General features: G+C 54.6%; 12 protein-coding genes. 6 read left to right on the top strand and 6 right to left on the bottom strand.

Translation table 11 applies throughout. The annotated features are described in order from the left end of the window. Positions 1-88: 88 nt before the first annotated feature. Entirely contained in the window at positions 89-919 is an 831-nt protein-coding gene (locus tag ABRP95_RS08140; RefSeq protein WP_284769998.1) for a GDSL-type esterase/lipase family protein, read from the top strand. Between the two features lie 157 nt (positions 920-1,076). Here ABRP95_RS08140 and ABRP95_RS08135 read toward each other — a convergent pair whose 3' ends face one another. From ABRP95_RS08135 to ABRP95_RS08125, 3 genes are read right to left on the bottom strand one after another with little or no spacing between them, the layout of a single operon-like run. Next, complete coding sequence (locus tag ABRP95_RS08135; protein ID WP_349839209.1) at positions 1,077-1,889, bottom strand: ABC transporter ATP-binding protein; 813 nt, start codon at positions 1,887-1,889, stop codon at positions 1,077-1,079. Beyond that, positions 1,889-2,980: a FecCD family ABC transporter permease gene (locus ABRP95_RS08130; RefSeq protein WP_284785013.1), complete on the bottom strand. Its 1,092-nt coding sequence runs from the start codon at positions 2,978-2,980 to the stop codon at positions 1,889-1,891. Before ABRP95_RS08130 ends, ABRP95_RS08135 begins: the two co-directional genes overlap by 1 nt. Continuing rightward, on the bottom strand, positions 2,977-4,044 hold the full coding sequence (locus ABRP95_RS08125; protein ID WP_284849905.1) for a FecCD family ABC transporter permease: 1,068 nt from the start codon (positions 4,042-4,044) through the stop codon (positions 2,977-2,979). Before ABRP95_RS08125 ends, ABRP95_RS08130 begins: the two co-directional genes overlap by 4 nt. A gap of 565 nt (positions 4,045-4,609) precedes the next feature. On the opposite strand from ABRP95_RS08125, the gene ABRP95_RS08120 reads away from it, so the two are divergent. Both ABRP95_RS08120 and ABRP95_RS08115 read left to right on the top strand, forming a co-directional pair. Next, positions 4,610-5,590, top strand: a complete 981-nt coding sequence (locus ABRP95_RS08120; protein ID WP_284785011.1) for an ABC transporter substrate-binding protein — start codon at positions 4,610-4,612, stop codon at positions 5,588-5,590. Between the two features lie 404 nt (positions 5,591-5,994). Then, a complete protein-coding gene (locus tag ABRP95_RS08115) occupies positions 5,995-7,794 on the top strand; it encodes a siderophore-interacting protein (protein ID WP_284769995.1) in 1,800 nt (599 codons plus the stop codon). Positions 7,795-7,834: 40 nt separating this feature from the next. Here the strand turns inward: ABRP95_RS08115 and ABRP95_RS08110 are convergent, their stop codons facing one another. Continuing rightward, positions 7,835-9,196, bottom strand: a complete 1,362-nt coding sequence (locus ABRP95_RS08110) for a DHA2 family efflux MFS transporter permease subunit (protein ID WP_284785009.1) — start codon at positions 9,194-9,196, stop codon at positions 7,835-7,837. 86 nt (positions 9,197-9,282) lie between these two features. Next, on the bottom strand, positions 9,283-9,726 hold the full coding sequence (locus ABRP95_RS08105; RefSeq protein WP_284785007.1) for a MarR family winged helix-turn-helix transcriptional regulator: 444 nt from the start codon (positions 9,724-9,726) through the stop codon (positions 9,283-9,285). Positions 9,727-10,044: 318 nt separating this feature from the next. Here ABRP95_RS08105 and ABRP95_RS08100 point away from each other — a divergent pair, with 318 nt between their 5' ends. Beyond that, positions 10,045-10,656: a kinesin gene (locus tag ABRP95_RS08100; protein WP_284769992.1), complete on the top strand. Its 612-nt coding sequence runs from the start codon at positions 10,045-10,047 to the stop codon at positions 10,654-10,656. 65 nt (positions 10,657-10,721) lie between these two features. On the opposite strand, the gene ABRP95_RS08095 is transcribed toward ABRP95_RS08100, so the two are convergent. Next, on the bottom strand, positions 10,722-11,162 hold the full coding sequence (locus ABRP95_RS08095) for a DUF1990 family protein (protein WP_284769991.1): 441 nt from the start codon (positions 11,160-11,162) through the stop codon (positions 10,722-10,724). Between the two features lie 210 nt (positions 11,163-11,372). Between ABRP95_RS08095 and ABRP95_RS08090 the strand changes: the two genes are divergently transcribed. After that, a complete protein-coding gene (locus tag ABRP95_RS08090; RefSeq protein ID WP_284783655.1) occupies positions 11,373-12,464 on the top strand; it encodes a S1 family peptidase in 1,092 nt (363 codons plus the stop codon). Between the two features lie 236 nt (positions 12,465-12,700). Then, on the top strand, positions 12,701-12,985 hold the full coding sequence (locus tag ABRP95_RS08085; RefSeq protein ID WP_284783634.1) for a FeoA family protein: 285 nt from the start codon (positions 12,701-12,703) through the stop codon (positions 12,983-12,985). Positions 12,986-12,988 lie beyond the last annotated feature (3 nt).

Here is a 12,988-nt window from a genome sequence, read left to right as displayed (position 1 = left end):
ATGACACTCTTAATACGAACAGTTATCTATCGGACGGCTAGAAAAGTAACTCATTTTTTGATTGAAAGGGAACGCAAATATGCGCCTTGTGAGCAAATACATTGCTGCAGCTTGCGGAGCAGTCATGCTCGCTACAGGTCTTTCCGGTGTCGCGTCAGCCGCACCGACCGGTAATCTCGTTACGCTCGGAGACTCCTACTCCGCCAACCCTGACCAAGTCCGAAATACCTTCCGCGGGGTTCCTGGCGCAACCGATAATTACCCCCAGCGCGAGGGGTGCCTTCAGGCGCCTAATAACTGGCCGCGGAAGCTAGCCGCAAAGACGAATCGACCACTGGCTGATTGGTCCTGCACCGCTCAGACGTCCAATACCATGAATCAACGCTTGGACCGGGCTATTGCCAATGGCGACATCCGCAATGACTCCACCGTCGTCATCGCTGTAGGAATGAATGACTACGGTCCGTATAACTTCGATGTGTTGAAGAGGTCTCCGGATGTCCCGAAAAACGTCCACGATAACTATGTGAACCGTCTGCGGGAAGCTGGCGATAAGATTCACCGCGCAGCACCGGGAGCAAAGATCGTTGTATCGGGCGCACTACCTACCGTGGATCGTGAACACGCAACGCTCTGCGCGGTCAATGTGATCCCGAACCGCCCGGGCGGTATTTACGTCCCAATCCTGCGGGATGTCGAAAATTGGAACCGTGATAACCAAATTGAGGCAGCTAATTCAATTGGGGCAACCTACGTTGACATGATTGATGGCGCTCGCGGCCATGATACGTGTGCTCCAGATGCCGAGCGTTGGGTCGCCGGCTTGATTGATACCACGACGCCGAACTACAACATGAGTATTCATCCGTCGGATGCAGGCTCCGAGTACATTGCTAACACTCTTTTGGCTCACGTATAAGTATTCGAAGCTCCTTTAATTGGAGGCAGTGGTTTCCAACTCAGCTTTTGTCTCCAATTTTTAGACCTTCACCAGTGGAAAGCACGGGTGAAGGTCTTTTTATATTTTCGATCTAAGCCCGCCGCGAATTGTAGGCGTGCATGGGGGTGCGGCGTAGCTAGATATTAGCGCCAGAGGGGACAACGAGTGGGCCTCCTGTAACCGGATCTTCAATAACTAAGGCGTTTAAGTTGAATGCGGTGAGAAGTAATTGAGGAGAAATGATCTCCTTGGGGGTCCCAGTTATAAGAATCTTACCTTGGCTCATTGCAATCAAATGGTCGCTATATCGAATAGCCAAGTTGAGGTCATGCAAAACCATAACGATGCTGCGCCCCAGCTTAGTTCGCAGCGAACGAATGAGCTCGAGAATTTCGATGGACGTCGCCAAATCTAAGTATGTTGTGGGCTCGTCGAGGAACATAATCTCTGTGTCTTGAGCTAGAACCATGGAAATCCACACTCGTTGGCGTTGGCCACCGGAAAGCTCATTAATGGAGCGTTCAGCAAATTGCAGGGAGCCGGTTTGTGTGAGCGCGGAATAAACCTCCTGCTCATCCGATGCTGACCATTGGCGCAGCCATGATTGATGTGGATGGCGCCCGCGAGCGACAAGATCGGATACAAGTAAACCCTCTGGCGCAATGGGAGCCTGTGGCAGCACACTAATTTTTGTGGCCACATCCTTTCGGCGAAGCTCAGTGATATCGCGCTCACCTAACATTACGGTGCCACTTTCTATGGGTAACAGCCTTGCGAGGCTGCGTAAGAGGGTTGATTTTCCGCACCCGTTGGGACCAACAATCGTAGTAACTTTGCCTTTGGGGAGCTCTACATCAATATTTTCAAGGATCGGAGTGTTGCGCGCGTATCCTACAGTGAGGTTTGATGCCGTAATTGCTGTGCGCGAAGTGATTAATGGGTCAGACATTAAACTGATTGGACCTTCCGATTTTGCTGGACGAGTAAATAGAGTAAAAACAGGCCCCCAATTATCGAAGTAACGATTCCAACAGGAAGCTCGATCCCCAACAGAGCATGAATGACGACGTCTGCGCCGAGTAAAAGAATCGCTCCAGTAAAGGCGGAGGCTAGCAGCGGTGGTGTTGCGGTACGGCAGATACGAAGTGCTAATTGGGGAGCGACAAAGGCTACAAAGCCAATGGGGCCTGCTGCGGAGACCGCAACGGCAGTTAATGCTACGGCGAGTATAAGTACGGAGAATTGCACCGCATTGACACGAGAACCGAGTGCCTGTGCCATGTCTGTGCCGAGCGCCGTGGGCAGTAGTTGGTAACTAACCCATCCGAGCAATGGCGCAGACATTATTATTGCAATGGCTACTGGAAAAGTAGTCGTCCAATTTGCTCGTTCTAGTGAGCCAGTCAGCCAAAATTGAGCGACGGAGGCATCGTGCAATTGGGCACGAATCATGGCGAAGCTGATGTAACCAGACAACAGCGAGGTAATGATTATGCCCGAGAGCACGAGCCTGAATGGGTTTGCGTCTCCTTTCCAGGAAAGAATCCACACGACGACGCTTGTACTGACTGCTCCGATAAAAGCGGCCAATGGGACTCCGATGCCGGCCAACCAGCCTATGATGCCGGTACCCGAGCCGAAGACGATAACCGTAACCGCCATTGCTGAGGCGCCGGCGGTTATGCCTAAAATGTCAGGACTGGCGAGCGGATTTCTGGTTACCGATTGTGTTAAAGCTCCAGCGAGACCAAGAGCACAACCTACTGTAAGCGCAGTGAGAGCACGCGGCATTCGCCATTCGAAGACTACTAGTTTCTCCAGTCGAGTGCCTTGGCCGCTGACAATAACTTCCAGTATTCGGCCGAAAGAGATCGGATAATCTCCCAGCATGATAGAAAAAGGCACAAGAAGTAGAGCCAGTATAGCCAGAATGAAAGTGGTAGATAATTGCCACGGGCGCCAAACAACTGAGAGTTCTAATAGTTTTGTGCCAATGCGGAAGGCAGGGCGGCCGGGGACGGAATTGCGGTCACTACTCATAGCGCTACCCCCTTCCGGTGGAAGACGAGCACGAAGAATAAAGGGGCGCCGATAAAAGCGACGACGATTCCTACCGGTAACTCGCCTGGACGTGCGATGATTCGGCCAATGACATCAGCAAGTACCATCAACGTGGCACCTAATAGGGCGGAATACGGCAAAATCCACCGATAGTCAGGACCTGTGATGGCACGAACCAAATGCGGCACTATCAAGCCAATGAACCCAACTGGTCCTGCCATAGCGGTCGCAGCCCCCGCAAGCAAAGAGATTAGGACCATACCGAAGAGGCGAGCCCGATCGGTTCGAACACCGAGACATTGAGCTACATCGTCTCCTAGGTTAAGTAAGTTTAGAGCTGGGGCTGAAGCAAAGGCTAAGACGATGCCCAAGACTGCGAATGGAAGTACTCCCCAAAAGACATCTAGACCTCGACCCGCTACCGAACCTACGGTCCAAAAACGCATACGGTCCAGGTTGGCTTCTTCTGCCAGAATGAGGCCTGTAGTGATCGAATTCAACACGGCAGACAAGGCTGCGCCACTAAGTGTAAGAGTGAGCGGACTAGCATTGCCTCCATTGATGCGTCCCAGGCCGAAGACAATGATGGTTGCACTTACCGCGCCCAAGAAGGCAGCCACAGTTGTTGCAAACATACTGATCGATCCAAAGACTGCGAAAGTGGAAACTACTGCTAAGGCGGCACCAGCGTTGACCCCAAGAATGCCTGGATCGGCGAGCGGGTTTCGGGTGTGGCCTTGAATTAAAGCGCCAGCTACTCCGAGAGAAGCGCCCACTACGATTGCGATCAAGGTCCTCGGCACACGGAGCTCGAAGAGTACGCGCTGTTCAAAGTTTAGAGCAGTTGCACGGTGCGAAGGAACTTCTCTGAGAGCAGATATGACATCGGTTAGCGGAATACTTCTAGCTCCGACAGCGATACTCAAACAAACTCCGAGGACGAGCAGCACCAAACACAGTATGAGTCCCGCAACGCGTCGCGAATAGGTGCGGCTTCGAGGTAGTTGGGTGCCGTTAATGCTGAAACTGGAATGAATATCCATAGTGGTCAGTAGGAAAATCCTGTTCTGTGCGGTGAGACCTGTGTTGTTTAGAACCGGACCGGCTTGTCTAGGAGTCAGGTCCATAAAACGAAGAGGCGATAGTTTCAGGCGATTGGCTTGCTGTTGAAGTCCTCCCGTTTCTTCAAAGAAAACACTTGTTCCCATTTGTGTCCCACGCTGAGCTAGCGACTGAATTTTCGCAGTTGAACGTCATTGACAACTTGCGAAGTGTTAGGTGAGACACAAATATATGTGCCGCAAGTTAGGTTAGTCAACCCTAATGTTATTGACATATTGAATGCTGGGCATTTTAGGAATGGAGAAGTGGTCATAGAAGAGCTTTTTGCCCTTGGATTGCAGATGGGAAAGAAGTTCAATCTCTACGGGGATGGTTTTCCGTCTAGACAAGGCTGGTTAATGGAATTTTGTACCGATTTGCAGCGGAGCACTATTGCAATGTGGTGTAGGTAAAGCTAACCTAACCTAAAAGTTGCCTGTGGGTCTTTGGGAAATCCAGTGGAAGACGTTGAGGACAACTTCAGGAAACCGACTTTAAGGAAAAAGGATGTCAGTAAAGAGGAGAGCGCGGTCAACTATCGCAGCCGCAATCTGTGCCGGATTGGTTTTGTCAGGATGCTCGTCGAACGATTCAACCGATGAAGCGGCAACTTCCAAAGTTGCAGAAGACGTGACCATTGAGCATGCACGGGGTACGGATACGTATCCGGCCAATCCACAAAATGTGGTTGCCGTGGGGCCGGCTGTTGATAACCTGCTGGAACTTGGAATTAAACCAGCAGCCGTCGTGCAGAATGCAAAAGATAAGAACTCACCCTGGCGCGAGGGGAAGCTCGATGGTGTCAAGGTGATCGATCAGGCAGATTTCAAAACTCTGCCACAAGAACAAATTGCGGCAATCGAACCTGACTTCATCGTTGGTGACTATTGGACAATATCTGAAGATAATTACAAAGAATTGTCAGCCATCGCACCGACCCTCGGCGGCATCTCCAATAAAGGGGAGGGGATTGGCTGGGAGGCACAGCTAGAAGCTTTGGGCAAGATATTCAATAAGGAGTCCGAAGCGAAGAAAGCCATTGATGAGGATCAGAAGCGTTTCGCTGATGTGAAGGAAAAACTGCCAAACCTCTCTGGTAAAACCGGCATTGTTTCTCAATTCGCCCAGGGATCCTTTGGTGCCGTTGCAGACCCTGAGGATCCGGGTGCATCCTTCATCTACGACCTGGGTATGAAGTTTCCGGATAAGCTGACTGACGGATCGGTCCCAGTTGATAAAGGCCGCGTCACGCTTTCTCCGGAAAACGTATCTTACCTGGCCGCTGATTTTATGGTCATTTATAACCGCACCGGCTCAATCGAAGAAGTTGAAAATACTCCGGGATACAAAGATTTGCCGCAGGTAAAATCCGGTGCGACTCTCGCTGGTGATGAGGCGGTCGTCGCTGGACTCAACACCCCAACGAGCCTGAGCCGAGCTTGGGTCCTGGACAAGACGATGCCGACGCTGGAAAAGGTTGGAAAGTAGTCAAGGTTTGCTCAACTCCGACGCCTGCTAGATGGGGCTCAGATCGTTGCAGCAGGTAGTCGTCAACGCCTTTCGATTTATCGGAAGGCGTTCTCTCTAAAAGACTGTATCCAAGGCAGTGGTGCGTCCGTTCTTGCCTTTCCGGCAACGAAAACCGACGTCAGGCTTTCCGCATATTCACCCATCGGCGCAGCACGATGGCCGCGTTAAAAGGTCTCTAGGTGAGCTGGAAATGCTTGGTGTTGGGAAAGGTGTTCAAAGCGTTAGTAACAACTTAATAAGAAAATTTAGGCCATCGAACAAAGTGAATTAAAAGCCATCAAAACCGAGAGGGGAATGGTCTCAAAATGCCAAGGAACAGCCGGAGCAGGGAAATTTATCCAATTTCTTACCGGGAATTATACGTGGAAGATATCGAAGATATATCGCCATCCATGCGGCGAATTACGTTCAGCGGGGAACAGCTCCAGGAGCATGAACGCGATGGCATTTCCGTTCCTTCATTGTTAAGCCATGGTTTTGATGACGACGTTCGGCTCATCTTCCCAGATCCGGAAACTGGAGAGCGGCCGCACCCAATCGCCCAAAACGATGGCAACCTCCTGTGGCCAGAAACTGTTAAAAATCTCTTCCGCACATACACGGTTCGCTACTTTGACGCTGTTAACGGGCGGTTAGCAATTGATTTCGCTCGCCATGGCGTGGGCTTGGCTGAAAACTGGTCACAGAATGTCCGGATCGGTGACGCTATTTTTGTGGCAGGTCCAAAGTCGTGTGCGCAGTTACCCACGCATACCGATTGGCTTTTCTTGGCGGGAGACGAGACCGCGCTCCCAGCCATCGGCCGCTGCCTGGAATCACTTCCGACAGGGCATGATGTGGTTGCGGTGATAGAGGTTCCGACGAGCGCTGATATTCAAGACTTAGACATTCCAGATTCAGTTCACGTCCACTGGGCGATACGTGACCAGGGCGACGACTTCATAGCAAAGACTAGTGCGCTTTTTGAAGAGACTGCTGATTCACGATTGCCTAGTGGTGAAGCATACGTATGGGCGGCGGGGGAGGCGTCCCGGCTGAAAACACTGCGGCGTTTGTTCAAAGCTTCCGGAATTGCCCCTGAGCATCAGGAAATTACAGGCTACTGGCGGCGTACTAGCCGGAAAGACGGCAAAGAAAGTGCGACGAACAGTAGTAATAGTGTTTTGCACAATATCCATGATTTGGGTGAGTTGAATTCAGCCTTTGCGCTTCGCACTGCCGTACGTTTAGGGCTCTTTCAAGAGATCGATGCGGGTGCCAAAACAGTTCCTGCCCTTGCTGCTGCGACAGAACTTCACGAGGAGGCGTTGCGGAGGTTTATCCGCTACCTAGCTGCTCTTGAACTCGTCGAAGTCAGCGAGTCCACCTTCACCTTGACCGCAATGGGACTGGAACTGGCGGACCCGGATTCAAAGGTGGTGCGTTGGCTAAGCGGGCCTGCGCATCTTGAGGCGATGGCACTGATGCGCCTTGAACACAGCCTTCGTACCGGTGAGGCGGCTCCGCAAGGCGAGAGGGGATTGCCGTGGTCAGAATATCTTGGCCAGGACCCGCAACTGGCAGCCGAACGCTTTGAGCAAAAGAATGTGAGCGCTGGGTGGACTGCTCCTTCCGCGGCAAAGGAACTGCAGCATTATCTCGATGAAAGGGCTCGCGTCCTTATCGTTGGGCAGGGCAGTGCAGTATATGCAGATGAAATTCTCCGGCGATGTGAGCATGCTCAGAGCAGGGTTATCACCGATGCTTCCTCGGAAGCAGTGCTACGGGAAATCGCAGGAGCTTCTCGTGAACGGTGCGAAACGAGTGGCGATGGAACTGGCTTTAATCCCACTGATGCGGACTATGCGTGGGCAACTGATGTAGTCTTCATTGATCCCTGGAGTGTCTTTGGCAACGCAGAGGTGACTGCCCAATTAGACCGCGCCGCTCACGGAGATGCGTTCCATCGGGCTTATATCCTTTCCGAGGTTCTGGAGGAAACCGGGGGCGATGAGCATTCCTATGAAGAGGACTTGGTGAGGCTTTCCATGTTCGGCACGAAGGTGCCGACACAAGAAGATGTCAGCGCTGTTGTCGCTGATAGCGGCGCTCTAATTTCTTCTGCCACGGCTGTTGGCTGGGGTAAACACCTTTTCGTCCTGGAGGCAGAACCGAATTCCTAAAGAGGAGCCTCGGTGGGACAAACGCCTCGAGCTTCACCATTTATTTCCGGACTACGGTTCCACGCGGGAGCCGGGTGGCCGTTACAGCCATAAGTGTGGTGAACACGGTGAAGTAGGCGAAGGTCGTCCAGCCGACCCCGTGGGTAAGGGTCATCAGCACCGTGCAGACTGACACACCGAGTGCGCTGCCAAGTTGGGTCGCTATGCGGCCTGCAGCGCTGGCATGGACGACTTCATCTTTGGTTAAGCCGTGGTAGGTCGCGGACATCGTGAGCACCGTAAGGGCTCCGATGCCGCCGCCGCGCACGAATAGCCCGCAGCCTTGAAGGATGAGCCAGCCTGCCGCCTGGCCGGTGGGAAAAGCGAAAGGTAGCGTTCCGATAATAGTGGCGACAATGCACACGTAGACAGTCTTCCGCGTACCCCATCGGGCGATGAATTTTTTCGATGCCGAGCGGCTGAAATAGGCGCCCACGCTTTGTAGGGCCAGCAGAAGTCCCGCATGCAGTGCGGTGTAGGCGTAGTTGCTCTGGTAGTGCAACGGAATGAGAAACAGTCCGCCATAAAACACGGTGCTTGCAATGGCCAGTGTTGCCCACGCTGAGGAAAAGGAAGCGTGGGTAAATAAGCGGACATCGATAAGCGGCGAAGGCGCCCGGAGCGCATGTAGCACAAAATATCCAATCAGCCCCGCGCTGGCGATGAGGAGAATTCCGCTTGCCCAGGAGCTCATGTGCCCGATGGTGGTAAAGCCATAGACCGCCGTGAGCAAACCGGGGGCGAGCAAGAGGTATCCCGTGCGGTCAAGCTGGGCTGTAGGGTCTGCTGGGGTTCGTTCTAGATAGTGCACGGCAAGGGCAATCGCGGTGATGCCGATGGGAACGTTGATGAGGAAGATGGCGCGCCAGCCGATGGCATCGACAAGCAGCCCGCCCAGTAGTGGGGCAATAGCGGGTGCGATAACCGCCGGTAGCCCGATTGCGGTGATAGCGCGTGTGGCCTGGTCCTTCCCGGCATTAGTGACAATGAGCGTCTGCATCACCGCCACCGAGAAGCCCGCCGCGAATCCCTGCAGGATGCGGAAGGCGATAAGCATGTCTATATGTGTAGAGACCGCGCACAGGATTGAAGCGACGGTGAAGACTGCCAGCGCGGTAATCCAGAGATTTTTGGCGCCGAAGCGGCGCGTTGCCCAGCCGCTGAGTGGAATGGCCATAGTAGAGGCCAACTCGTAGCCGGTGATGACCCATTGGGCGAGAACTATCGGTGCGTTGAAAGCCTCGCCAATGGAATGAATAGCGACGTTGACGATGCTGATATCTAGCAGCGGCAAAATTGAGCCGAAGACTAGGGCGATGACGACCCGCCTAGTCTGGGGATCGAGTTTTTCTTCTTCCTGCATGAGGGGTTCCCTTCGGAGTGTGTGCGCGTGCGCACATGGCGTGGTGAGGTGTGGTCATGATGGAGATAGTGATGGAGGTGTGTGGGTTAAGGGGTGAATGGTCCGTCGTGGGTGAGGGCGGTGAGCATTTCCGCGAATTGTTGTTGCGCGGGCTCCGGCCAGCGGGCGAGGAATTCTTCCAATTTTTGGGTCAGGCGTGAGCGCATTACGGCGACGTTGTCTTGGCCCAGTGGGGTTAGCGACAGTTGTATCCACCGCGCGTCGCGGGGATCGGTAGCGCGCGTGATGAGCCCGGCTTTTTCTAAGACCGAGGCGTGGCGGGATACCACCGAGCGGTCTAAGCCGATAACGGTGGCGAGCTCTTTTGGGGTGGAGGGACCACAGCGGTCTAGGCCGCTGAGTACCAAATACGTAGATTCATTGATTTCTTCACCGAGCCCCTGGGTGAGGTAGGCGTACATGCGTCGGCGGAGGCTGCGCTGGGAAAGGAGTCCCAGTGCGTCGGCGACTTGTTTGCTTGGAGTGTCCATGCCAGCAGAATACATGCAGAGTACACGCGTGTCTAGTGCACGCGTGCCTATTGCACGCTAATTTTGGCGAGATGATCGCGGTGGAGAGCGGAAAGCGTATAAAACAACCGCGTTTGTCCATTTTTCGGCCCGATTTTTGGCGAAACGCGGTTGTTTTGGACAGCCTGACGCTCAGCCGTACCTCTATCTGCTGGGATGGGCACTTAAATCGCGCAAAAGAGCCTTCCGGTTTTCCAATACCGGTTCCCCGTGCATGCACCTTAACTTTCTGGAACGCTAGGATAGGAAAGAATAGATCTAGTTAAGGAGTACAAAGCAATGGCTAAAGAAACTGCACGCGCCCTTGGGCACGAAGTAGACGTGGACCGCGAGAAGTTTACTTACCTGGCATCGACTGATGCCGAGGGCAACAAGATTGAATCCGGCAAGGTTGCTGCAGCGGGAGCCGGTGTCGCGGGAGCCGCAGCTGCTGCCGGTGCCGCTGCAGCGGCGAACGCGGATGAGCAGAACGATTCCGTGACCCAGAGTGATTACGAGCCGAAGAACCACGTCGTTACTGGTGCTGAGGAAGAACACGTCGCCGCCGCGTCCGAGCAACCGGACCTGCAGGAACAGCTGGATGAGGACAACGCGGACTATGAGCCCTCACAGCATGTGGTGGGCGAGGCCGAGGAAGAACACATCGGCACCGCACCAGAGCAGCCGCAAGAGGATGTGGCAGATGATGAACGCGATGACTTCGATGACTTGAAGGACAAGGTCACCGAGGCCGGCAATGTCGTTGAAGAAGCCATCAACCGCGCTAAGGACTTCGTGGAAGACAAAGCACAGGAATACCAGGACGGATCCGGCAAGAAGGGCGGTTTCTTTGACCGCGTGAAAGACGTTGTGCGCGAGGCTCGCGATAACCTCGATGAGAAGCATAAGTAGTTAACTACGCGTAGGCCGCTGCTTTTCCGGTAGGGGGAGGGGCAGCGGCCTTTTGTGCTGTCGTGCTAGTCCAGCGCGTGCAGGTAGAACCGGCGGATGAGGAGGTGGCGGGGGATATCGACAAGCGGGCGCAAGAAGGGCAGGAAGGGCTCGGAGGTGGCATCGATAAGCAGCAGCGTCCGCCCATCGCGCAGGCGCTCTAGGGTAAAGGTTTCCTCGCCGCGCTCGAGGTGTCCGGGCAAGGTGCCGTAGGTAAAGCCGCAGCGGCCATCGTCGGCGAAGGTCTCGACCACGCGGCAGCGGAAATCAAACGGGCCAAGGCCCATGGTGACCTCGGCGCCTTCTTGTACGACTGGGTGGGTGGGGCTCACGCGGAATAGGCCGCTGCGCTGGATGCCCCAGCGAAAGAGCCGGTGGGCTGCGGTATCGAAATCGGCGTCGATGACCCTGCTCATGTGCAGCTGCGGAAATCCGGCGGTATCGGAATAAGAAAGCGGCTCTGGCATCTTAAGTCTCAGCGCTAATCTGTGGGGACCTCATGGGGTGAAGAATAGGGCATCGAAAAGTTTTTGGGTACGGATTAATAGTGTGATCACCCCCGAAACCTGAAAGAACGGTAACGGCTTGGAAACAGTCACAGGACTGAGCTGCTTTCACACGAGATTCATGTCAGGATTTAGCTAGCACGATCTTGACAACTGAAAGAAGGTACTTTGATGCTTCGCATTCCGCACCTAAAGAAAGTCCTGGTGGGCTCGGCTTTCGCTGGTGCGTTTTTCTTGGGCTCCCCGGCAGCAGGCGCCCAAGAATTGCCCCAACCGGATATTGACTCGGCAGGGTTAATCAACCACGTGCGCGAAGGTCTCGCGGACTTTGGCATTGAGACCCCAGAGGTGGATAAGCAGGTCACCGATACCGTAGATTCCGCGGTGCAGAACGCGCACGATACGGTGGCGAATAAGGTCCAGCAGGGGGCTCAGTATGCGGAGCCGGCCACGACCCCGAATCCCTTCGGGCTGCTGGAACAAGCTACCCAGGTAGAGCAAAAGCCACTGGGTAATAATCCCAACTACCAGTGGAAAAATGATGGATTTTCCAAGGTAGCCGCAGGCAAGCCCGATGCAGATTTTGTTCTGCACCGCGTGCCGGGGTCCTTGTTCGATGCCCCGCGCATTCCTGAGGAATCCGATGTTGCCATGAACCAAGGCAAGTCCCTCTATGGCCCTGGAACTCCCATCTACATCAATGGTGACACCATGTGCACCTTGAGCGTTGCCGGTCATGACGATGCTGGCCGCAAGGTGGGGCTGACCGCGGGGCACTGCGGCAATGAGGGCGATGCCATTATTTCGGCCGATTCCGATCACATTGGCCCGACGGGCACCATCGTGTCCAAGAACGACGAGCTAGATTATTCGGTTATCGAATTCGGCTCTAACGCAGAGGTCACCCGCACCTACAACGGGGTTACCGTTAACTCCCTGGGCGGGACCGTAAACCCGGGTGAGACCGTGTGCAAGCAGGGTGTTGCCACCGGCAAGACCTGCGGTATGACCTATCAGCAGGCACAAAGCATCCATGTCAACCAGGTCTGTGCCATGATGGGCGATTCCGGTGCGCCATTGCTCGCCGGTGACCGCCTCGTCGGTTCCATCTCCGGCGGCTTCCTGCCGGTGAACTTCCCGTGTCGCACCCCGCTGCAAGGTGCGGTTCACAACCCCACCGCCGCTACCAACATGGACACCGTGTTGGCGGATATGAACCGCCGCGGTGGCGTTGGCGCAGGGTTTACCCTGCCCGAAGCATAAGCGCGAAGCAGACAGCGCCCCGTTCAGCCTTGAGAGCCGCACGGGGCGCTTTTTCATGCGCAATTTCTATGGGCATATAACGCGCATGCGTCCCGCCAAAGTGGGGGAAGCGCAGGATAGCCTTGCCTGCGTAATCGCCATAAACTGAGGTGAGACTTACCTATTGTCTGTTTAGGAATAGTCAATATCTGCTGTGGCTAACGCTTCCGCAGCGAAATTTGAACCGAGGTTTCCCCATGCACCAAACCCATTCCACCCCACCAGAAACCGGTCCCATGCGCGCGGATCAGGCACCCGCCGATGCCGTGGTGGAACTGTCCGCTGATTGCCTGCACAACGCGATAGAGACCCAACCAGCACTGGCCGTACGGCTGCGCGAGCTGGGCTTTCGCCCAGGCACCCGCGTGCAGATTGGCCGCACCGTCGCCGGCGGTGCGCGCGTGGTCACCGTGGGCACGGCCCGCTACGCGGTGGATGCGCACACGCTGCGCCAACTCGAAGTCATTCCGCTGGAGGCATAAGCC

Source organism: Corynebacterium sp. KPL2895 (assembly GCF_040225815.1).
GTDB lineage: Bacteria > Actinomycetota > Actinomycetes > Mycobacteriales > Mycobacteriaceae > Corynebacterium > Corynebacterium rhinophilum.
Note: the sequence above shows the minus strand (reverse complement) of the source record. Positions and strands in the feature narration are given on the sequence as shown.